21 protein-coding genes, 1 tRNA gene and 1 pseudogene are annotated in these 20,134 nt (G+C 40.2%); 13 read left to right on the forward strand and 10 right to left on the reverse strand.

The window, feature by feature from the left end:
* Positions 1–168: 168 nt before the first annotated feature.
* The 3 genes from ftnA (QMF79_RS07715) to sstT all read right to left on the reverse strand — a co-directional run bounded on the left by ftnA (QMF79_RS07715) (position 169) and on the right by sstT (position 2,775).
* A complete protein-coding gene (ftnA, locus tag QMF79_RS07715; protein ID WP_040217084.1) occupies positions 169–666 on the reverse strand; it encodes a non-heme ferritin in 498 nt (165 codons plus the stop codon).
* Positions 666–1,166: a non-heme ferritin gene (gene ftnA / locus QMF79_RS07720; protein WP_005707556.1), complete on the reverse strand. Its 501-nt coding sequence runs from the start codon at positions 1,164–1,166 to the stop codon at positions 666–668. Before ftnA (QMF79_RS07720) ends, ftnA (QMF79_RS07715) begins: the two co-directional genes overlap by 1 nt.
* Before the next feature lie 391 nt (positions 1,167–1,557).
* Positions 1,558–2,775 carry a serine/threonine transporter SstT gene (gene sstT / locus QMF79_RS07725; RefSeq protein ID WP_040217082.1) on the reverse strand — a complete coding sequence of 406 codons (1,218 nt, stop codon included), beginning with the start codon at positions 2,773–2,775 and terminating at the stop codon, positions 1,558–1,560.
* Between the two features lie 231 nt (positions 2,776–3,006).
* On the opposite strand from sstT, the gene QMF79_RS07730 reads away from it, so the two are divergent.
* The 6 genes and pseudogenes from QMF79_RS07730 (at position 3,007) to QMF79_RS07750 (ending at position 6,162) form a co-directional block, all read left to right on the forward strand.
* The gene (locus QMF79_RS07730) at positions 3,007–3,369 is read left to right on the forward strand and encodes a diacylglycerol kinase (RefSeq protein ID WP_281773379.1); all 363 of its coding nucleotides are present in this window, start codon (positions 3,007–3,009) and stop codon (positions 3,367–3,369) included.
* Positions 3,363–3,575 (forward strand): annotated as a pseudogene (gene ushA / locus QMF79_RS10380) (bifunctional UDP-sugar hydrolase/5'-nucleotidase); the annotation flags it as partial. The gene QMF79_RS07730 and the pseudogene ushA, both read left to right, overlap by 7 nt.
* A 139-nt stretch (positions 3,576–3,714) precedes the next feature.
* Positions 3,715–4,077 carry a hypothetical protein gene (locus tag QMF79_RS07735; RefSeq protein ID WP_281773380.1) on the forward strand — a complete coding sequence of 121 codons (363 nt, stop codon included), beginning with the start codon at positions 3,715–3,717 and terminating at the stop codon, positions 4,075–4,077.
* 254 nt (positions 4,078–4,331) lie between these two features.
* Positions 4,332–5,549 (forward strand): selenium metabolism membrane protein YedE/FdhT, encoded by a 1,218-nt coding sequence (gene yedE / locus QMF79_RS07740; RefSeq protein WP_281773381.1) that lies wholly within the window; start codon positions 4,332–4,334, stop codon positions 5,547–5,549.
* A 36-nt stretch (positions 5,550–5,585) separates the two neighbouring features.
* Positions 5,586–5,855, forward strand: a complete 270-nt coding sequence (gene yedF / locus QMF79_RS07745) for a sulfurtransferase-like selenium metabolism protein YedF (RefSeq protein ID WP_111427579.1) — start codon at positions 5,586–5,588, stop codon at positions 5,853–5,855.
* Positions 5,856–5,901: 46 nt separating this feature from the next.
* Entirely contained in the window at positions 5,902–6,162 is a 261-nt protein-coding gene (locus QMF79_RS07750) for a YetF domain-containing protein (RefSeq protein WP_281773382.1), read from the forward strand.
* Here QMF79_RS07750 and QMF79_RS07755 read toward each other — a convergent pair.
* Genes QMF79_RS07755 through rep form a run of 3 tightly spaced genes read right to left on the reverse strand, consistent with a single transcriptional unit; the run spans position 6,159 to position 9,280 of the window.
* Positions 6,159–6,713: a Sua5/YciO/YrdC/YwlC family protein gene (locus tag QMF79_RS07755; protein ID WP_281773383.1), complete on the reverse strand. Its 555-nt coding sequence runs from the start codon at positions 6,711–6,713 to the stop codon at positions 6,159–6,161. The genes QMF79_RS07750 and QMF79_RS07755 overlap by 4 nt on opposite strands.
* Positions 6,688–7,260 (reverse strand): DNA topoisomerase family protein, encoded by a 573-nt coding sequence (locus QMF79_RS07760; protein ID WP_281773384.1) that lies wholly within the window; start codon positions 7,258–7,260, stop codon positions 6,688–6,690. Before QMF79_RS07760 ends, QMF79_RS07755 begins: the two co-directional genes overlap by 26 nt.
* A gap of 1 nt (position 7,261) precedes the next feature.
* Complete coding sequence (gene rep / locus QMF79_RS07765) at positions 7,262–9,280, reverse strand: DNA helicase Rep (protein WP_281773385.1); 2,019 nt, start codon at positions 9,278–9,280, stop codon at positions 7,262–7,264.
* A gap of 265 nt (positions 9,281–9,545) precedes the next feature.
* Here rep and potA point away from each other — a divergent pair, with 265 nt between their 5' ends.
* The 5 genes from potA (at position 9,546) to QMF79_RS07790 (ending at position 12,889) form a co-directional block, all read left to right on the forward strand.
* The gene (potA, locus tag QMF79_RS07770) at positions 9,546–10,658 is read left to right on the forward strand and encodes a spermidine/putrescine ABC transporter ATP-binding protein PotA (protein ID WP_281773386.1); all 1,113 of its coding nucleotides are present in this window, start codon (positions 9,546–9,548) and stop codon (positions 10,656–10,658) included.
* Positions 10,648–11,508 carry a spermidine/putrescine ABC transporter permease PotB gene (gene potB, locus QMF79_RS07775; RefSeq protein WP_281773387.1) on the forward strand — a complete coding sequence of 287 codons (861 nt, stop codon included), beginning with the start codon at positions 10,648–10,650 and terminating at the stop codon, positions 11,506–11,508. Before potA ends, potB begins: the two co-directional genes overlap by 11 nt.
* A complete protein-coding gene (potC, locus tag QMF79_RS07780; protein WP_281773388.1) occupies positions 11,508–12,275 on the forward strand; it encodes a spermidine/putrescine ABC transporter permease PotC in 768 nt (255 codons plus the stop codon). The genes potB and potC overlap by 1 nt, the downstream gene beginning before the upstream one ends.
* A gap of 110 nt (positions 12,276–12,385) precedes the next feature.
* Positions 12,386–12,697 carry a BolA family protein gene (locus QMF79_RS07785; protein WP_111427585.1) on the forward strand — a complete coding sequence of 104 codons (312 nt, stop codon included), beginning with the start codon at positions 12,386–12,388 and terminating at the stop codon, positions 12,695–12,697.
* A 102-nt stretch (positions 12,698–12,799) separates the two neighbouring features.
* Positions 12,800–12,889: transfer RNA gene (locus QMF79_RS07790), tRNA-Ser, on the forward strand.
* A gap of 116 nt (positions 12,890–13,005) precedes the next feature.
* On the opposite strand, the gene QMF79_RS07795 is transcribed toward QMF79_RS07790, so the two are convergent.
* A complete protein-coding gene (locus QMF79_RS07795; protein ID WP_281773389.1) occupies positions 13,006–13,653 on the reverse strand; it encodes a bifunctional 4-hydroxy-2-oxoglutarate aldolase/2-dehydro-3-deoxy-phosphogluconate aldolase in 648 nt (215 codons plus the stop codon).
* A gap of 187 nt (positions 13,654–13,840) precedes the next feature.
* On the opposite strand from QMF79_RS07795, the gene mqo reads away from it, so the two are divergent.
* Positions 13,841–15,301: a malate dehydrogenase (quinone) gene (gene mqo / locus QMF79_RS07800; protein WP_281773390.1), complete on the forward strand. Its 1,461-nt coding sequence runs from the start codon at positions 13,841–13,843 to the stop codon at positions 15,299–15,301.
* Between the two features lie 90 nt (positions 15,302–15,391).
* Positions 15,392–16,024, forward strand: coding sequence for a thiamine ABC transporter ATP-binding protein (thiQ, locus tag QMF79_RS07805; protein WP_111312471.1), 633 nt, complete (start codon positions 15,392–15,394; stop codon positions 16,022–16,024).
* 47 nt (positions 16,025–16,071) lie between these two features.
* Here the strand turns inward: thiQ and prlC are convergent, their stop codons facing one another.
* Genes prlC through pcnB form a run of 3 tightly spaced genes read right to left on the reverse strand, consistent with a single transcriptional unit; the run spans position 16,072 to position 20,068 of the window.
* On the reverse strand, positions 16,072–18,102 hold the full coding sequence (prlC, locus tag QMF79_RS07810; protein ID WP_281773391.1) for an oligopeptidase A: 2,031 nt from the start codon (positions 18,100–18,102) through the stop codon (positions 16,072–16,074).
* A 59-nt stretch (positions 18,103–18,161) separates the two neighbouring features.
* Positions 18,162–18,635, reverse strand: a complete 474-nt coding sequence (gene folK, locus QMF79_RS07815; protein ID WP_281773392.1) for a 2-amino-4-hydroxy-6-hydroxymethyldihydropteridine diphosphokinase — start codon at positions 18,633–18,635, stop codon at positions 18,162–18,164.
* On the reverse strand, positions 18,635–20,068 hold the full coding sequence (pcnB, locus tag QMF79_RS07820) for a polynucleotide adenylyltransferase PcnB (protein WP_281773393.1): 1,434 nt from the start codon (positions 20,066–20,068) through the stop codon (positions 18,635–18,637). The genes folK and pcnB overlap by 1 nt, the downstream gene beginning before the upstream one ends.
* Between the last annotated feature and the right edge of the window lie 66 nt (positions 20,069–20,134).

Below are 20,134 nucleotides of genomic sequence, written 5' to 3' on the forward strand. Positions count from 1 at the left end.
ATAAATTCATAAAACAAGCGGTCAATTTTTCACAATGATTTGCAAAGTATCATGAAAAATCAACCGCTTGATGGGTTGGTTATCTAAGTAGGAGGTTACTACATCACCAAAAATATTAGGCCGTAAGCAGCTCACTCCCACATTAAAGATAACAGAATGCTACGTAAATTAATGAGCTGCTGCCATTTGCTCTAAATCTTTATCAATATAGTATAAAGATTTACCATCTTCGCCTAATAAACGGAATTTATCTAAGATAGAGTTGAATAAAAACTCTTCTTCGTGCTGTTCAGCCACATACCATTGTAAGAAGTTGAATGATGAATAATCTTTCGCATCAAAAGTCACTTCCACTAATTCATTGATTTTTGAGGTTACGTGTTTTTCATGCTCTAATACGATTTCGAACAATGATTTTAATGAATCATATTCTGATTGTGGTGCTTCAATCGCATAAATTTCAGCTAACGCACCTGTTTCATTTAAGTATGTGAATAAACGACGCATATGTTCCATTTCTTCAGTTGCGTGTGCTTTTAAGAATTTTGCAGCACCAGGGAAGCCGTTGTTATCTGCCCAAGCTGACATTTGAAGATACACGTTAGAAGAATAGAATTCTAAGTTTAATTGGTCGTTTAAGTATTTGATGATATTTTGCGATAACATTATTCTGCTCCTTGATCTAAGGTTTCCAAGTCTTTGTCGATAAAGTAAAGTGATTTATTACTTTCGCCTGCCACCACGAATTTATCTAAAATTTCACCAAATAATTTCTCTTCTTCGTGTTGTTCAGCCACATACCATTGTAGGAAGTTGAAGGTTGAGTAATCTTTCGCAGCGAAAGTCACTTCTACTAATTCATTGATTTTAGCTGTTACGTGTTTCTCGTGTTCTAAAACCACATCGAATAACTCTTTTAATGATTCGTACTCTTTGCGTGGAGCTTCGATTTTACCTAATAATGGCGTTGCACCAGCTTCACAAACGTAGTCGAATAATTTTTGCATATGCTCTAATTCTTCATCTGCGTGACGAAGTAAGAAAGTTGCTGCACCCGCAAAACCATTTTTTGAACACCATGCAGACATTTGCAAGTAAACGTTTGAAGAGTAGAACTCTAAGTTGATTTGTTCGTTGAGTTTATCAACGATAGATTGTTGTAACATATTTTCTCCTATGCAAATATTATGAGAATGTAAATGAAATGAGAGATACTCTCATTTAGAAATCTATATATGACAAAAGGCAGAAAAAATTCCTACCCTTAAAACACTTACAAGTATATCAAAGTTGAAAAAGTAATCAAGTATTTTAATAGCTTTCTTCTAACAAAATTTCAGTTTTGATAAGTTTAAACAATAAGAATTCTCATTTAGAGAGGATAAATGAGAATATTTTCTTAAAAACTAACATATTAAAAAAGGATAAAACAATCATATTGTTTTATCCCTTTGTTAAATTATTTACTAGAAAATACTAAATGCTAAAAAACAGATCATAGCAAGCGATGCAACAACAGTCATCATTGCGTAACCAAATGCACCCATTTTGTTCTCCTTATGAATTTGCTTTATTATCTTCAGCCATACTTACTGCTGCGGTAAATAATACGTCTGTTGAAGAGTTCAACGCAGTTTCTGCTGAATCTTGGATAACCCCAATAATAAAGCCCACACCGATTACTTGTGCTGCAATATCGTTCGGGATGTTAAATAAACTACATGCTAATGGAATTAATAAGAGTGAACCACCCGCAACACCAGATGCACCACAAGCACAGATTGAAGCCACGATGCTTAATAATAATGCAGACCAGAAATCAGGTACGATGCCTTGTGTATAAGCTGCTGCAAGTGTTAATACAGTAACAGTAATTGCCGCCCCTGCCATATTGATGTTTGCACCAAGCGGGATAGAAAGAGAATAGATTTCTTCACGTAAACCTAAACGTTTTGATAAGCCCATATTCACTGGAATGTTCGCCGCTGAGCTACGGGTGAAGAATGCCATCACGCCACTTTCACGTAAGCAAAGGAAAGTTAGAGGATATGGATTGCGACGGATTTTCCACCATACGATAAGTGGGTTTAAGATGAATGCAACAATCGCCATTGCACCTAGTAATACTAATAATAAACGACCGTAACCGATGAAAGCGTCTAAACCATTGGTTGCAAAAGTATCTGCAACTAAACCGAAAATACCGATTGGTGCTAACGCAATCACTACTTTAACCACTGCTGAAACTGCATCTGCAAAGTCACTTAAGAATGTTTTAGTTGTTGGTGAAGAGTGGCGTAATGCAATACCTAAGCCGATAGACCACGCTAAAATACCGATGAAGTTTGCGTTTGCAAGGGCTTGAAGTGGGTTATCCACGAGGTTGAAAACCACGGTTTTGATAATTTGACCGATGCCATCTGGTGGTGCTAAACCATCAGGGCTTGCTACTAATTCTAAAGTGGTTGGGAAGATAAAGCTCAACACCACAGCGGTTAATGCTGCAACGAATGTGCCGAGTGCATAAAGCACAAGAATCGGCTTGATTTTACTATCTGAGCCCACTTCTTTATTTGCGATGGTCGACATAACCAATACGAAAATTAAGATCGGTGCGATGGCACGTAAGGATTTCACAAAGAATTGACCTAAAACGCCAACATCTTTTGCCCATTCAGGATTCACAAGGGCTAAACCTACCCCTAAGATTAGACCTACTGCGATACGTAATACAAGATTACCGCCCAGTAGTTTTGAAGATAAAGAATTACTCATAATGTTTCACTTCTGAAAAAATAAAAGACCAATTATTCATCAATAAATGATGAGTTCTCAGATTAGCCGAAAATTTCTTTTAATGGAATAGGGAAAAGTTCAATTCAGATAAAAAATTATGCCTATTTACGTTATAACTGGTTAATTTTTGTTCAAAAAGTGATTTTATCTTTGTTACAAACGATTTCTTTAGGTAAAATATCGCCCGTTTTTCTTTTTTTGGATTAAGTTATGAAACCTGAAAACAAAGCAAATTTTGCACGAGTCATTCGAGCAGCAGGCTATTCAATGAAAGGTTTGAAATCAGCATATATCAATGAAGCGGCTTTTCGCCAAGAAGTTTGGTTAGCAATTATTTTAATTCCGCTGGCGTTTTGGCTCGGCAATGATGCTATCGAGAAAATTTTACTTCTTGGTAGCATTTTTATTGTCTTGATTACTGAATTACTCAATAGCGCAGTGGAATCAGTTGTCGACCGCATCGGCTCGGAATATCACGAACTTTCAGGGCGTGCCAAAGACATTGGCTCTGCTGCTGTTTTCGTAGCAATGATGCTCTTTGCTATTACTTGGGGCTTAATCCTTTTGTTCTAATATACAGTCATACATACGATACTGTTTGTTTCGATGAGCAAAATCAATTTATCGAAAAATACAAACCAACAATATCATGTAAACCAGATTACCAAAACAGTACTTGGATTATGCAAGCAGGCGAATGGGGTGAATATTTAGAGCGTACTGATTTCGAATTTGAAAATGGTAAAGCCGCTTTAATGGATTACAAACTGATTCCAATCTTATTTGTTCAATTTTAAACCAAAATACCTTACACAAAAATAAAACTAATTTTAGTTCTTGAATAAATAAATGAACTTTTTGTTAGAAACATATACTAAGTGTAAGCAATTGATGCAAAATTAACTTTATGGAGTTCTTATGAAAAAATCATTATTCGCCCTTGTTTTAGGTTCAGCATTAGCTTTAACAGCTTGTGATCAAGCTCAAAAAACAGCTGAAAAAGCTCAAGCAGTTGCAACAGAGAAAGCAGCAGAAGTGAAAGCGACTGCAGTTCAAAAAGCAGAAGAAATCAAACAAGTTGCTGTAGATAAAGCTGAAGAAGTGAAAGCAGCAGTAGCTGAAAAAGCAGCCGATGTAAAAGATACCGCAGCAGATAAAGCAGAAGAGGTAAAACAAGCTGCAGATGCAATGGCAGATAAAGCAACTGAAAAAACATCCGAAATGATGAACAAAGTTGGCGAAAAAGTGGATGCCGTAAAAGAAGCGGTTGAATCTAAATAATTTTTTGCTCATTCAGTTAAAACAGAACCTCAAGTTATTTGACTTGAGGTTTTATTTTATCTGCTATCTATCAATCTTGTTTGTTTTCTCTCTATTTTTTGATTATACTTTTACTACCTCAACGGTAATTCATTCATATATCGCAAGTTTGTGTATAGGAAATGGACAAATCCAATTGTTTTTCTCAATTCAATTCTATTTTTCATTATATACCTTCGCTTGCAAATCATTGACTCTCTTAAGGATTTAAGGAAATGTTAGAGATTTGGCAACAATTCAAACAAGATTATCTGATTAAATATTGGAACCCTGTGGCAGCAGTAATCGCAGCAGGTTTACTTTCGGCTTATTATTTCGGTGTAACAGGCACTTATTGGGCAGTAACAGGCGAGTTTACTCGCTGGGGAGGCCACGCGTTACAAGCTCTTGGCATAGATGTAAGCGAATGGAGCTATTACAAAATCATCGGGATGCAAGGTACAATTTTTACCCGTATTGATGGCGTAATGATTTTGGGGATGTTCGCGGGCTGTATTTCGGCTGCACTTTGGGCGAACAATGTAAAATGGCGTAACCAACCGCATAAACGTCGTATTGCTCAAGCACTCATTGGCGGTGCTTTAGCTGGTTTTGGAGCCCGTTTATCAATGGGCTGTAATTTGGCATCACTTTTCACAGGGATTCCTCAATTCTCTGTTCACGCATGGTTCTTTACCATTGCCACAGCTATAGGCACCTACTTTGGCGTGAAAGTAACCTTATTGCCAATGTTCCGCGTAAAATTGCAACTCAAAAAAGGGGCAGCAAAAATCAAAGAAAGTGATCCAAAACAAGCCACACGTCGCTTCCGCATTGGGATGGTAATCTTTTTAGCATATTTGACCGCTTCCCTCTATGTGATGCAATCGTCTATCAAACTTGGTTTTGCAATGCTTTGCGGATTAATCTTCGGGTTATTGATTGAGCGTGCACAAATCTGCTTTACCTCCGCATTCCGAGATTTATGGGTAACGGGTCGTGCTTATATGGCAAAAGCGATTATCTTTGGAATCTTCGTTGGCACAATTGGGGTGTTCTCATACATTCAATTAGGCGTTTCTCCTAAAATTATGTGGGCAGGCCCAAATGCGATTATCGGCGGTTTATTATTCGGTTTTGGTATCGTATTAGCAGGTGGCTGCGAAACAGGTTGGATGTATCGCTCTATGGAAGGGCAAGTACACTTTATGTGGGTTGGTGTAGGTAACGTTATCGGCTCAACCTACCTTGCTTACGTATGGGACGACATCGCACCAGTACTCGCCTTAGATTACGACAAACTTAACTTACTCAAAGAGTTCGGCCCCGTCGGTGGCTTACTCGTTAATTATGGCTTATTAATCGCTTGCTTGGTTGCCGTAGTTTGGTGGGAAAAACGCTTCCTTGCTAAAGCCAAAACGAAAGTAGCGGCAGCTTCTTGCGGCTGTAACTAATCAATACCACATAACCTAAAACATCAGGAGAACATTATGGCATTTACTGTCGTACAAAAATTGGATAGAGATCCAAAAGAGATTACCCCAGATTACACACTGGATACCTTAGGCGAGCCTTGCCCCTATCCTGCCATCGTGATGCTTGAAACGATGCCAGAATTGAAAAAAGGCGAGATTTTAGAGCTATTAAGCGATTGTGCTCAATCGATTAACAATATTCCTGTAGACACAAAAAACCATGGTTATACATTGCTAAGCGTTGAACAAGATGGTACGAAATTGCGTTATTTGATTCAGCGTTAATCTTTTTTATTTACAAAAATAGCCTAAACATTAAGATGTTTAGGCTTTGTCATATGAAATCGCATCGGTGAAACGAGCCGTATTAGAACAAAACGGGCAACTTTCGATCATTCAATATGGCGATCAGGATTTACGCTACCCTCTGGTTATTGATGGACAACTCGACCATGATATTTTAGACATCATCAACCGAGATGAAGAGTGGCTTAAAGCCGAACTTGAAGCTCAAAAATTGACGATAAATCAGGTTTATATTGGCGAATATTTAAACGGTCAATTGGTTACCCCTTTATATGAAAAAGCTTAACCTGCTCGCAAAACCTGTTGGGTAAAAATATCTCGAATTTCTGAAGGGTTGGTTCGCCCTTCGGTTTCAGCTTCTAATACAGGGAAATCCTTGCCAAATTGAGCGTAAACTTGTTGGCTTGTACGGCAAGGTTCTAGTCCTGATAAATTGGCACTGGTAGAGGTAATCGCAGATTGCGTTGCTAAGCATAAGGCTTCCACCGCTGGGGTTCGACATAATCGCATTGCAATCGAATTAAATTGCCCTGTGAGAAAACGAGGTAAATTCGGTTTGGCAGGCATAATCCATGTAATCGCTTGGCTGCTAATTTTGCCAAAACGTTGCCATTCGTTATCGCTGAGTTTAGTTTCATCCAAATAAGGCAAAAGCAGTTCTACCGTTGGGGCGATTAAAATCAACCCTTTTCTTTCTTCACGTTTTTTCAAAGCAAGCAAGGCTCTGACCGCTTGTTCGTTGTTTGGATTACAACCTAAACCAAAAACTGCTTCAGTTGGGTAGGCAATCACTTCATTTTGTTGAAATTTCTCAATGATTTTTTGTAAATGATTCATCTTTTTTCACCGCTTGTTCTATTTCTTGCTCTTCAAAAATATGCTGACACAATTTATTCGCACATTGATAGCCTTTTTTGCCTTTACGTAGCACGGCTAATGAAAAATGACACGCAGGGCACTCTTTTTCAATCGGCTGGCTTGCAAGGGTAAATCGGCATTTCGGATAGCCTTCACAGCCATAGAAAATTTTGCCCGTTCGTCCTTTACGTGGCACTAAATGGTGTTTCTTACATTCAGGGCAAAGCCAACTTTCTTCAGGCTTTTCTTGCTCTTCTTGCACAATAAAATGACATTCTGGATAGTTGCTGCAACCAATAAACATTCCATTCTGCCCTTGCTTAATTTGCAGAAAATGACCACATTCAGGGCAAATTTCGTCTAGCGTTTTTATTACATGCGAACTTTGGTGTAGTGGTCTAATGTAACTACAATCTGGGTAGCGTGAACAGCCTAGAAATAGCCCGTATTTACCTTGTTTAATTTGAAGTAATGCCCCGCATTCGGGGCAATGCTCTTCTTGTTTAGTTGATTTAAAAAGTGACATTTTATCTCTTATTCGCTTTTAATTTTGCCATTAAATCGGCAATATTTGAGGACACTTTATCCACTTTCTGTTGTTCGCTCAGCTGTGGTTTTTCGCTTTCCCAAACTAAATCATCTTGCGGAAGCTCAAGCAAGAAGCGGCTTGGTTCAGGTTTAATCAGTTCTCCATATTGACGGCGTTCTTTGCAGAGGGAAAACGTCAACGTTTGCTGAGCACGAGTAATCCCCACATAAGCCAAGCGGCGTTCTTCTTCCACGTTGTCATCATCGAGGCTATTTTGGTGTGGCAAAATGCCCTCTTCCATTCCAATGAGAAAAACGTGCGGAAACTCCAACCCTTTTGAAGCATGTAGCGTCATTAGCTGCACTTGGTCGGCTTCGTCATCATCTTCGCCACGCTCAAGCATATTCCGTAAAGTCAGGCGATTAACCACTTGCTCCAACGTCATCGGAGCTTCAATTTCATCGCCAGCCAGCATCGCTTCAACCCATTCAAACAGCGTTTGCACATTGCGGCTTTGCATCTCTGCTGCTTTGGGCGAGGTTGCTTGTTCATACAAATAAGCTTCGTATTGAAGCTGCCCCAACATATCTTTCATTGCAATAATCGGATTAGAATGGACCGCTTGCTCGGCAATTTTTACGATCCAATTGGCGAAATCTTGCAAGGCTTGATAAGGCTTTGGTGTTAAGCGTTGAATCAGCTCAAAATCAAAAATCGCATCAAACAGGCTGATATGTTTTTCATTTGCCAACAAACCCAGTTTTTCAAGCGTAGCTGGACCAATTTCACGTTTGGGCACATTCACAATGCGTAAAAATGCAGCGTCATCTTCAGGATTCACCACCAAACGCAGATACGCCATCATATCCTTAATTTCAGCTCGAGAGAAAAACGATGTTCCGCCCGAAATTTTGTACGGGATACGATTTTGCATCAACAATTTTTCGAGCAACCGCGACTGGTGATTGCCTCGATAAAGTATGGCGTAATCTTTATATTTCGTTTTTTTGGAAAAACGATGGGCGATAATTTCTCCTACGACACGCTCTGCTTCGTGTTCTTCATTTTTCGCCTCAATAATATTCAGCCTTTCGCCTTGCCCTAATTCCGAGAAGATTTTTTTGTCGAAAATATGTTCATTATTATCAATCAGAATGTTGGCACAATGCAGAATCCGCTGACTAGAACGGTAATTTTGTTCCAATTTAATCACTTTTAGGTCGAAATCTTTCCGTAAACGCTGCATATTTTCAGGTTTCGCCCCACGCCAAGAATAGATCGACTGGTCATCATCCCCCACGACGGTAAACTTCTCATTTTCGCCTACGATAAGTTTAATTAACTCATATTGGCTAGTGTTGGTGTCTTGATATTCATCCACCAACAAATAGCGAATTTTTTGCTGCCAACGGACTTTCGCTTCAGGAAATTGGCGGAAAAGCAATACCGGCAACATAATCAAATCATCAAAATCGAGGGCGTTATAGGCTTTTAGCTGATTTTGATAGCGTTGGTAAAAGTGTGAAAAAACGAGATCTCGCTCCGATTTGCACTGATGTATCGCCATTTCAGGAGAAAGCAGATCATTTTTCCAATTTGAAATAGTGGAAACCAGCGCTTTTAAGAGATCTTTATCTTCCGCCACGTTTTCAGGCAGTAAATGTTTGAGCAAAGCAATTTGATCATGTTCATCAAACAGCGTCATTCCAGACTTAAAACCGAGCAATTTATGCTCACGTTTGAGAATTTCAAAGCCTAGAGTATGAAAGGTAGAAATTGTCAGCCCTTTGGTTTTTCCTTTGCCGATAGAATGAGCCACACGCTCACGCATCTCACGTGCTGCCTTGTTGGTAAAGGTTACGGCTGCGATATTTCTCGGCGAATAGTTGCAATGTTCGATTAGATATGCAATTTTGTTGATAATAACCCGCGTTTTGCCCGAGCCAGCCCCCGCTAACACAAGGCAAGCCCCATCGACATATTCCACAGCTTGTTTTTGTTGGTTGTTGAGTTTCATTGTTTTATCTATTTATTTTATTAGAAGCTATTTTAGCCTAAAGCCTGTAAACGGTCTAATTTCTTTCTTGATTTGTATATTTTGCGAAATCCGCCAGAAAATCCACCGCTTATCGCTCAAAAAGTAAATTTTTACTTTCAAAATCAAGTTATTCGCTATATGATACCAAATTGATTTATTCTCATTTCGCGTTGCAAATCAAGCAATTTTTATTGAATTTGCAATTCATTTTCTCAACTCTCTTCATAGGGGAAAACAACAGTAAATGGAAAAGTTAGATAACAAACCCATTATCGAACTTCGCAATGTTACCAAAAGCTACGGTAGCAAAACGATTCTGAAAAATTTGAATTTAACCATTAACGATGGTGAATTTTTAACAATTTTAGGTCCTTCAGGTTGTGGTAAGACAACTGCGTTACGTTTAATTGCGGGCTTTGAAGATTTAACAGAGGGTTCAATTATTCTTGATGGTCAAGATGTATCTAATATCCCTGCTGAACAACGCCCTGTGAATACCGTATTCCAAAGCTATGCGCTTTTCCCGCATATGACTATTTTTGAAAACGTGGCTTTTGGCTTGCGTATGCAAAAAGTGCCAAGTGCAGAAATTGAGCCGCGTGTCATGGAAGCGTTGCGTATGGTGCGCTTAGAAGACCGTGCGCAACAAAAACCTGCACAGCTTTCAGGTGGTCAACAACAACGTATTGCCATTGCGCGTGCGGTGGTAAACAAGCCAAAAGTATTGCTTTTAGATGAATCACTTTCGGCACTTGACTACAAATTGCGTAAAGAGATGCAAAATGAGTTGAAAGCCTTACAACGTCAATTAGGCATTACCTTTATTTTCGTGACTCACGACCAAGAAGAAGCCTTAACGATGTCAGATCGTATCATCGTTATGAATGCAGGGAAAATCGCACAAGATGGCACACCGCGTGAAATCTACGAAGAGCCGAAAAACTTATTTGTGGCACACTTCATTGGCGAAATTAACGTGTTCGATGCAACCGTGATTGAGCGTGTAGACGCAACTAACGTGAAAGCAAACATAGAAGGTCGTATCTGCAATATTAAAGTGGAAGAGTTAGACGTTCAGCCAAATCAAAAACTGAAAGTATTACTTCGCCCTGAAGATATTGTGATTGAAGAGTTAGACGAAGATGAAAGCTCAAAAGCGATCATCGGTCACATTATCGACCGTAACTATAAAGGTATGACGCTTGAGTCTAGCGTGAAACTCGATCACAACGGTATGAATGTGTTAGTAAGCGAATTCTTCAACGAAGATGATCCAAACATTGACCACGAAGTGGGTCAAAAAGTGGCATTAACGTGGCACGAAGGTTGGGAGGTTGTCCTAAACGATGACGAATAATAAATTCCAAAAAGGAACGGTGGCAACGATTTTCGGCTGGCTTTTACTTTTCGTATTAGTGCCGAATGTACTCGTGTTTGTCATTAGTTTCTTAACTGAAAACCGCCAAAGTCAATATTTCGTTGATTTTGCGTTTAGCTTGAGTGCATATCAAGTACTTTTTAACGACACCTACGCCACAGTACTTTGGAACTCCTTGTATATGGCGGGGATTGCCACTTTCTTCTGTTTGATTATTGGCTATCCTTTTGCATTTATTATTGCAAAATTGCCTGCGAGAGTGCGTCCAATTTTACTCTTTTTAGTGGTGTTGCCGTTCTGGACTAACTCGCTTATTCGTATTTACGGCATCAAGATTTTCTTAGGTGTGAAAGGTTTGCTAAATGAAGCATTATTGTGGTTAGGCATCATTAATGAACCATTGCGTTTATTAAACTCAGAGCTTGCGATTATCATCGGCTTAGTTTACATTTTGTTACCATTTATGATTTTACCGCTCTACTCTTCGATTGAAAAAATCGACAATCGTTTATTAGAAGCAGCAAAAGATTTAGGGGCAAATGCGTTCCAACGCTTTATTCGCGTCACTATTCCGCTTACGATGCCAGGTATTGTGTCAGGCTGTTTATTAGTACTTCTTCCAGCGATGGGGATGTTCTACGTTGCCGACTTACTTGGTGGCGGTAAAACACCATTGGTAGGTAACATTATTAAGAGCTTGTTCTTAAATACCAACCAATTTGCGTTGGGCTCTGCAGTAAGTATCGCATTAACCATTTTAATGGCATTAATGCTTTATGTTTACTATCGTGCGAATAAATTATTAAATAAAAAGGTGGAGCTTGAATAATGAAAAAGGCATTTAGAAATCTTTTTATGTTCGCGGTTTTTGCCTACCTTTATATTCCGATTATTATCTTGGTAGTAAACTCGTTTAATGCGGACAGATACGGCTTGCAATGGAAAGGCTTTAGCTGGAACTGGTATGAGCGTTTATTTAACAACGATACTCTTGTTCAAGCCACATTAAACTCGGTCACCATTGCATTTTTTGCGGCAACATTATCAACGATTTTAGGGGCATTAACCTCAATCGCCCTTTATCGTTATAAATTCCGCGGTAAACAAATGGTGGGCGGTTTGCTTTTTATTGTAATGATGTCGCCTGATATTGTTATGGCAGTATCAATGCTCGTACTCTTTATGATGTTAGGCATTCAGCTTGGCTTTATCTCATTATTGATTGCTCATATTACCTTCTGTTTACCTTATGTGGTTATTACCATCTCAGCACGACTAAGTGACTTTGATGGCAAAATGTTGGAAGCAGCGAAAGATTTAGGAGCAAGTGAAGTGACGATTTTACGCAAAATTATTCTTCCACTTGCGTTACCTTCCATCATCTCAGGTTGGTTATTAAGCTTCACTATCTCGCTTGATGATGTAGTGGTTTCCTCTTTCGTAACTAGCCCAAGTTACGAAGTGTTACCGCTTAAAATCTTCTCACTCGTGAAGACAGGCGTAACGCCAGAGGTAAATGCACTGGCAACCATTATGATTGTGTTCTCACTTTCACTCGTGGTTCTAAGCCAATTAGCATTACGCAAAAAACATTAATTTAAAACGTAAATAGCCCACAAAATGTGGGCTATTTTGTAGGGCGGACATCAGTCCGCCGAATTTTATATAGACATAGTGGACTGAAGTCCACCCTACGAGAACTAATCATGCTCATCCAACAATCTATTGAAAAGAAATTAACTGAAACGTTTAATCCTACTTTTTTACAAATCGAAAACGAAAGCCATATGCATAGTTCTGGACGTGGCTCAGAATCACACTTTAAAGTGACATTAGTAACAGACACATTTAACGGCAAACGTAGCGTAGCTCGGCATCAAGCGATCTATCTATGTCTTAACGCTGAATTAGAAGGCGGTGTTCACGCATTAGCATTACATACTTACACACCAGAAGAGTGGCAGGCGATTGGCGAACAAAGACCAGATTCCCCACGTTGTGCAGGTGTTGGTCTTTAAATCATAACAAGCGGTAAAATTCCGACTTTATTTTACAAACTAAAAATATCTTGATAAAAACGTCCAAAAACGCTAGAATTAGCTCGTCTTTTTTATTGATTCGGTGAGATGTCCGAGTGGTTGAAGGAGCACGCCTGGAAAGCGTGTATGTGGGAAACTGCATCGGGGGTTCGAATCCCCCTCTCACCGCCATTAAGTAAGAAAGTATGTTTTCATAGATATTTCCTTGGTTAAGTTAAAGTAGTTATACTTTATTTTTTACTTTATCCCTAAGCATTTTGCTTAGGGATTTTTTTCCTATATACCAATTATTTTGCTTTTATTGCTACCAAATCCACCGCTTGTTTTGTTAAAGCAGTTACTTTTGCCCAATCTTTTGCAACAATCGCATCATTCGGTAGCATCCAAGATCCGCCAACGGTAGCCACGCAATCTAATGCTAAATAATGAGCAAGATTCTTCTCAGAAATCCCTCCTGTTGGACAGAATCTCAATTGGGGCAATGCTGCCGAAATCGCTTTCAGTGCCGCTGCTCCACCATTGACTTCAGCTGGAAAAAATTTCAGATGATCGTAGCCTAACGCTAGTGCTTTCATCATGTCCGATGGTGTTGCCGTTCCAGGAATGAGGGCTATTTTACCTTTTGCCGCATGCATCAACAATTCTTCTGTAGCCCCAGGTGAGATAGCAAATTTAGCTCCAGCTTCGACTATCGCATCATACTGTTCAATATTAATAACTGTTCCCGCCCCAACGATAGCTTCGGGAAAAGCCTTGCTAATTCTCTTAATTGCTTCTAATGCCACATCAGTGCGAAGCGTAATCTCAAATACGCGAATCCCCCCTTCCAGCAAGGCTTGAGTCATTGGCTCTGCATCTTCAATCTGCTTAATAACCATCACAGGCACAACAGGTGAGGCATTAAAAATATCTTTTACAGATAATTTCCATTTCATATTTTCCTCCTAGCTACATTACCAATAGTTATTGCTATTTTGCCATAAATTAATCAATTGATTCTGCTTATTTTTTAGCTAAAACGATTCAGCAAAATATCTTTTCGCAACCGTTTGCAAAGCTGATTTTTCCCGATTATTATTAAATAATAAAGCTACCTAAAAAAGAGTAAATAAGAAGGATATTATGGCAAACCAATCTGATGTTGTTTTAATCGGTGCAGGTATTATGAGCGGCACGCTTGGCACGCTGATTAAAGAGATTCTACCAGAACAGAGTATCACCATTTTTGAAGCCCAAAATGCTGTGGCAACAGAAAGTTCAAATGAATGGCACAATGCGGGTACAGGGCACTCAGCCTTATGTGAGTTGAATTACACTGCAGGAAAAGCCGACGGATCGATTGATATCACAAAAGCCTTGAGTATCAACGAGAAATATCAACTTTCGCTTGAGATGTGGTCTTATTTAGTTGCAAAAGGTGATATTGAAAATCCTGCCCAATTTATTCGTAAGCTGCCACATATGAGCTTTGTGCAAGGCGAAAAAGATGTGAAGTTCTTACACAAACGTTTTGAAGCACTTACTCAGCATCCGTTGTTTGAAGGGATGCAATTTTCCGATGATCGTGAAACATTAGCGAAATGGATTCCGTTGATGATGCAAAATCGTCAAGGAAATGAACCGCTTGCAGCCACATTGATTGAGCATGGAACAGACGTGAACTTCGGCGAATTAACACGAAAACTGTTTAAAAATCTGCAAAAGCAGGGCTGTGAATTAAAACTGGGTTATCGAGTGCAAAATATTCAGAAAACTACTGAAGGCTGGACACTATCCGTGAAAGATTCAAGCGATCAAATTTTGCAACATTCTTGCAAATTCCTCTTTATCGGCTGTGGCGGTGGCACGTTGCCATTACTACAAAAAACAGGCATTAAAGAGGGAAAACATATTGGTGGCTTCCCTGTGAGCGGTATTTTTATGGTCTGCCGTAATCCTGGGATAGTGGAAAAACATCACGCTAAAGTTTATGGCAAAGCGAAAATTGGGGCTCCTCCAATGTCTGTGCCGCATTTAGATACTCGCTTTATCGAAGGAAAAAAATCGCTTTTATTCGGGCCATTTGCTGGTTTTACAATGAAGTATCTTAAACACGGTTCACCGCTTGATTTCCCGCTTTCATTCAAGCCTGATAATTTTGCAACCATGGTGATTGCAGGAATAAAAAATATTCCGCTTACAAATTATCTGATCAAGCAAGCTTTGCTCAACAAAGAGCAACGAATGGCAGAATTACGAGAATTTTATCCAGAAGCGAAAAGCGAAGATTGGGATGTAATTATCGCGGGACAACGCGTGCAGATTATCAAAGATTTAGCCAATGAGCGGGGGTCTCTCTGCTTTGGGACAGAAGTGATTACCTCCGAAGATAAAAGCGTAGCAGCATTACTTGGTGCATCTCCCGGTGCTTCTACTTCAGTTGATGCCATGTTGAGCGTATTTTCAAAATGTTTTGTGGAAAAACATCCCGAATTACAAGTGAAGTTGAAACAGATTGTACCTTCTTATGGCGAAAAACTTAGGGATAAACCAGAGCTGATTCACGAAATTCGCTCCAAAGCAGAGAAGTGGCTAGGAGTATAATGCAATAAACATAAACCGTTATTCGAATTAAGCCGAATAGCAGTTTTTTGTGCCATAATAACGACTTTATAACATTTAATAAATATGATAATGATAGCACTAAATATTAAGTTCGATTATGAGCAAATGCCAATGCACTTTACTCTCTCCGTGAAAAAGGGGGAAAAAATTGCCATTATTGGTGAAAGTGGAGCGGGGAAAAGTACGCTACTCAACTTGATTGCAGGCTTTGAATTGCCCACAAGCGGTGAAATTTGGTTGGATAATTGTAATCATACGCACACAGAAGTTTCCCATCGTCCTGTTTCTATGCTATTTCAAGATAACAATCTCTTTCCACACCTCACTGTCTCTCAAAATATTGGCCTGGCGTTAGTACCTCGTTTGTCATTAACTACTCAACAAAAATCGCAAATCATTAATATCTCAGAAAAAATGGGTATCACTGAATTATTAGATCGTCGAGCCGATCAGCTTTCTGGTGGACAGAAACAACGCGTCGCACTGGCTCGTACATTGTTACGTGATAAGCCGATTTTATTATTAGATGAACCTTTTTCAGCCCTTGATCCTAAACGCAGAGAAGAGCTCCAACAACTTGTAGCACAACTCTGCCAAGAACGTAAACTCACCTTGTTAATGGTAACCCATCAGATTGAAGAAAGCAGAGCTTTATTCGATCGCATTATTTGTATTGAAAATGGAAAAATAATCAGCAGTTAGATTCCATTCGGTTTTGCAAATGTCCAATAGAATCTAACCGCTTGAAATTACGCAATCCCTTTGTGTCTTAGCAGTGCATCAAGGGTTGGTTTACGTCCACGGAAACGTTCGAATAACACCATTGGCTCTTCGGAACCGCCGCGGGTTAAGATGCAATCTAAGAATTGTTGCCCTGTTTGGCGGTTGAAAATGCCTTCTTCTTCAAATTTTGAGAATACATCTGCAGACAACACTTCTGCCCATAAGTAGCTGTAATAGCCTGCCGCATAACCGCCTGCAAAAATATGGCTAAAGCTGTGCGGGGTACGCACCCATTCAGGCGTTTTTACAACAGCGACATCTTTTTTGACCGCTTGTAAGGTCTCTAATACCAAACCTTCATGCGGTTGGGCTAAGTGTAAGCGGAAGTCGAATAAACCGAATTCTAACTGACGAAGCACAAACATTGCTGCTTGGAAGTTTTTCGCTTTTAGTAACTGCGTGAGTTTCTCTTTCGGCAACGGTTCGCCCGTTTCATAATGCCCTGAAATAAACTGTAAGGCTTCTTCTTCCCAGCACCAATTTTCTAAGAATTGGCTTGGCAATTCCACCGCATCCCAAGGCACACCGTTGATGCCCGCCACATCGCCTACATCAATTTGGGTCAGCATATGGTGAATACCGTGTCCGAATTCATGGAAAAGCGTGGTCACTTCATCGTGGGTGAACAACGCAGGTTTGTCGCCGATTGGCTTGTTGAAGTTACAGGTTAAATACGCCACGGGCTTTTGTAATGAACCATCTGCCAAACGTTTTTGGTTGATGCAATCATCCATCCACGCCCCACCACGTTTATTTTCACGAGCGTATAAGTCTAAGTAGAACGAGCCACGCTCTTCGCCTTTTTCGTCATAAATTTGGAAGAAACGCACATCTTCGTGCCAAGTATCGATGCCAAATTTCTCTTCAATACGTAAGCCAAAAATGCGTTTCATAAGCTCAAATAAGCCTGAAAGTACGCGATCTTCTGGGAAATACGGACGAAGTTCTTCGTCGTTGATAGCATACAACGCTTGTTTTTGTTTCTCACTGTAGAAAGCAATATCCCAAGGTTCTAGGGTTTCCACACCGTAGTTTTCTCTAACAAATTTTTTCAATTCGCAAATTTCGTTTTTGCCTTGCTCTTTTGAACGTTTTGCAAGATCTTCCAAGAAATCGACCACTTGTTGCGGGTTTTCCGCCATTTTGGTCGCTAATGAAAGATGAGCATAGGTTTCAAAACCAAGCAATTGCGCCATTTCAAGACGAAGTTTTAATTTCTCCTCAATGTTCGCTGAGTTGTCCCATTTGCCTGCATTTGAACCTTGATCGGAAGCACGGGTGGCGTACTCTTTGTAGATCATTGCACGCAATTCGCGGTTTTCACAATAGACTAACACAGGGTAATAGCTTGGGAATTCAAGGGTGAAACGATAACCCTCTTTGCCTTTGCTTTGGGCAGACAATTTTGCCGCTTCTAATGCTGATTCTGGCAAACCTTTAAGCTGTGCCTCGTCTGTCACAACAATATCCCAACCCATTGTTGCATCTAACACGTTATTACTAAATTGTGAGCCGAGTTCTGATAAGCGTGCGGAAACTTCGCCGTAGCGTTTTTGTTTATCTACGGGTAATGAGATACCGGACAGCTCAAAGTCACGCAAGCTGTTTTCTACCGCTTTTTTCTGTGCCACAGAATAGGTCGCAAATTCTGGAGAGTTTTTGAGCTTCACATAGCCTTGATACAAACCTTGGTGTTGCCCTGCCCAAGTGCTGTAGTCAGATAACAACGGCAAGCAAGCTTGATAGGCTTCACGCAATTCAGGCGAGTTCTTCACGCCATTTAAATGCCCGATGGGTGACCACGCACGGTTAAATTTATCGCCCGCCATCACTTGTGGCAGATAGAAATTTTCCCAGGTTGGATTGTCGATTTGTGAAACGCGCTCAATAGTTTCACGGCACTCTTTAATCACAGCTTCTACCGCAGGTTGGATATGTTCAGGTTTAATTTGCGAGAATGGCGGCAAGTCTGTGTAGTTGAGTAATGGGTTTGACATGGTTATTCCTTATATTTAACTTCCCTCCCTCCGCGAACGGAGAGAGCAAACATTTTTTATTATTCAAAAACCACCATTTGATGATCTTTAAACCGTTGGTAAATTTCTGCCAATTTTTGACCGCTTGGGAGCACCAAATCTGGCGAAAGATCATACATCGGCACGATCACAAATTCGCGGTTTTGCATTTCAATATGTGGTACGGTTAAACGCTCATTTTGGATCAGTTCATCACTATATAAAATGAGATCTAAGTCTAGCGTGCGTTCGCCCCAGCGACGAAGTCGGACACGCCCTTGCGAATTCTCTATATGTTGTAGCTTGTCTAATAATTCAAGAGCGGTCAGATTTGTCTCAAATTTTGCGACCGCATTCACATAATCAGGCTGATCTTGCGGGCCAACAGGTTTTGAGCCGTAAAATGGGCTGACTTCAAAGTTAATTGCAAATGCTTGTAACGATTGCACCGCTTGTTTAAGTTGATTAAGCGGATCGTTCAAGTTCGAACCTAAAGCAACATAAACGGTTTTCATTAGGCATTTACCTCCGCTTTTTTATTCGCAGGTTTTTTACGACGAAATGTTTTGCGACGGCGTTTTTTCTTGGTCTCTTCGCTGGCAAAGTTCGGTAATTTTTTTACCGCTTGCAACATTTCAGCACGCTGTTTATCGTTGCTGAATTGGAACTCGTGCCACCAAGCAGAAAGCTCAACCAGATCGCCACCTTCGGTTTCGGCACGCATCACGAGTAAATCAAAACCCGCACGGAATTTTTGTACTTCCAAGGTTTGTAGGGCACGCTTAGCTGTGCGTTTAGTCATTTGGAATTGTAACGCCCAAATCTCTCGGATAATGCCCGTGTGACGACGATGCAATGCCACGGCTTTGCAGCTTTCGTCTAAAATTTCATTTGCCGCAAGCATCATTGAATCGTGCGTGTTTAATCCGCCTTCGTTTTTCAACTCATCAATTTTTTCACGCAATGGATACCAGAATAACGCCGCAAATAAAAATGCGGGGTTTACCGGCAATTTATCGCGAATGCGGTCATCGGTAGACATCAAGGCACGCTTGATCATTCGCTCCGCATTTGAGTCTTGATGCTCGGTGAAAAACGGCGTGAGCACAGGGAAAAGTTGCTCAAATAAATGATACTCACGCAACAATTCGTATGTTTTAAAACCCGCTCCCGATTGCAAGAGTTTCAATGACTCATCGAAGAGCCGTGCAGCTGGAATGTTGCCTAACAACGGTGCAAGGGTTTTGATTGGTGCTTCGGTCTCTTTGTCCAAGAACATATCCAATTTCGCCATAAAACGAACTGCACGTAACATTCGCACAGGATCTTCTTGATAACGTTGTGTTGGATCACCTAATAAACGCAATTTACCTGCACGCAGATCTTCAATCCCGTTGAAGAAATCGTAAATTAAATTGTGGCGAGGATCGTAATAGAACGCATTGACGGAGAAATCTCGACGCCCAGCATCTTCAAACAATGTGCCGTAAACGTTATCTCGCAACAGCATTCCTTCATCACTGACTTTAGAGATTTTATCGTTAGTGTGATTTTCATGACCCGCACGGAAAGTGGCAACTTCAAAAATTTCGCGGCCATACATAATATGTGCTAAGCGGAAACGGCGTCCCACTAAGCGACATTGACGCCCAAAAATTTTCTGCACCTCTTCAGGGCGAGCATTGGTTGAAATATCAAAATCTTTTGGTTTTTTACCGAGCAATAAATCTCGAACGCAACCGCCTACAATGTAGGCCTCATAGCCTGCACGGTGTAATTTTTCAACAATAGCTAACGCATTTTTCGGGAAATCTTTCGGACTAATGCCATATTGCCCTGCTTGGGTGGTATGTTTTTTATGCAAAATATGGGAGGGTACGCCATCTTGAGCTTTTTTACCTTTGGATGTCGCTCGTTCTGTTCGTTTTAGCTCAACAGCAGGACGCATTGGGCGATTATCAATTTTTTTCTCTGTATAAATAGCAATCTCTTCTGCCGATTTTTTTGCTTTTTT

It is taken from the genome of Pseudohaemophilus parahaemolyticus (assembly GCF_938021905.1).
GTDB classification, from domain to species: Bacteria; Pseudomonadota; Gammaproteobacteria; order Enterobacterales; family Pasteurellaceae; genus Haemophilus_A; species Haemophilus_A parahaemolyticus_B.

What these genes read in the sequence shown, in the direction of transcription:
- ftnA (WP_040217084.1), bottom strand. Translation starts at nt 666, where the DNA reads ATGTTATCGCAAAATATCATCAAATACTTAAACGACCAATTAAACTTA.
- ftnA (WP_005707556.1), bottom strand. Translation starts at nt 1,166, where the DNA reads ATGTTACAACAATCTATCGTTGATAAACTCAACGAACAAATCAACTTA.
- sstT (WP_040217082.1), bottom strand. Translation starts at nt 2,775, where the DNA reads ATGAGTAATTCTTTATCTTCAAAACTACTGGGCGGTAATCTTGTATTA.
- QMF79_RS07730 (WP_281773379.1), top strand. Translation starts at nt 3,007, where the DNA reads ATGAAACCTGAAAACAAAGCAAATTTTGCACGAGTCATTCGAGCAGCA.
- QMF79_RS07735 (WP_281773380.1), top strand. Translation starts at nt 3,715, where the DNA reads ATGAAAAAATCATTATTCGCCCTTGTTTTAGGTTCAGCATTAGCTTTA.
- yedE (WP_281773381.1), top strand. Translation starts at nt 4,332, where the DNA reads ATGTTAGAGATTTGGCAACAATTCAAACAAGATTATCTGATTAAATAT.
- yedF (WP_111427579.1), top strand. Translation starts at nt 5,586, where the DNA reads ATGGCATTTACTGTCGTACAAAAATTGGATAGAGATCCAAAAGAGATT.
- QMF79_RS07755 (WP_281773383.1), bottom strand. Translation starts at nt 6,713, where the DNA reads ATGAATCATTTACAAAAAATCATTGAGAAATTTCAACAAAATGAAGTG.
- QMF79_RS07760 (WP_281773384.1), bottom strand. Translation starts at nt 7,260, where the DNA reads ATGTCACTTTTTAAATCAACTAAACAAGAAGAGCATTGCCCCGAATGC.
- rep (WP_281773385.1), bottom strand. Translation starts at nt 9,280, where the DNA reads ATGAAACTCAACAACCAACAAAAACAAGCTGTGGAATATGTCGATGGG.
- potA (WP_281773386.1), top strand. Translation starts at nt 9,546, where the DNA reads ATGGAAAAGTTAGATAACAAACCCATTATCGAACTTCGCAATGTTACC.
- potB (WP_281773387.1), top strand. Translation starts at nt 10,648, where the DNA reads ATGACGAATAATAAATTCCAAAAAGGAACGGTGGCAACGATTTTCGGC.
- potC (WP_281773388.1), top strand. Translation starts at nt 11,508, where the DNA reads ATGAAAAAGGCATTTAGAAATCTTTTTATGTTCGCGGTTTTTGCCTAC.
- QMF79_RS07785 (WP_111427585.1), top strand. Translation starts at nt 12,386, where the DNA reads ATGCTCATCCAACAATCTATTGAAAAGAAATTAACTGAAACGTTTAAT.
- QMF79_RS07795 (WP_281773389.1), bottom strand. Translation starts at nt 13,653, where the DNA reads ATGAAATGGAAATTATCTGTAAAAGATATTTTTAATGCCTCACCTGTT.
- mqo (WP_281773390.1), top strand. Translation starts at nt 13,841, where the DNA reads ATGGCAAACCAATCTGATGTTGTTTTAATCGGTGCAGGTATTATGAGC.
- thiQ (WP_111312471.1), top strand. Translation starts at nt 15,392, where the DNA reads ATGATAGCACTAAATATTAAGTTCGATTATGAGCAAATGCCAATGCAC.
- prlC (WP_281773391.1), bottom strand. Translation starts at nt 18,102, where the DNA reads ATGTCAAACCCATTACTCAACTACACAGACTTGCCGCCATTCTCGCAA.
- folK (WP_281773392.1), bottom strand. Translation starts at nt 18,635, where the DNA reads ATGAAAACCGTTTATGTTGCTTTAGGTTCGAACTTGAACGATCCGCTT.
- pcnB (WP_281773393.1), bottom strand. Translation starts at nt 20,068, where the DNA reads ATGCGTCCTGCTGTTGAGCTAAAACGAACAGAACGAGCGACATCCAAA.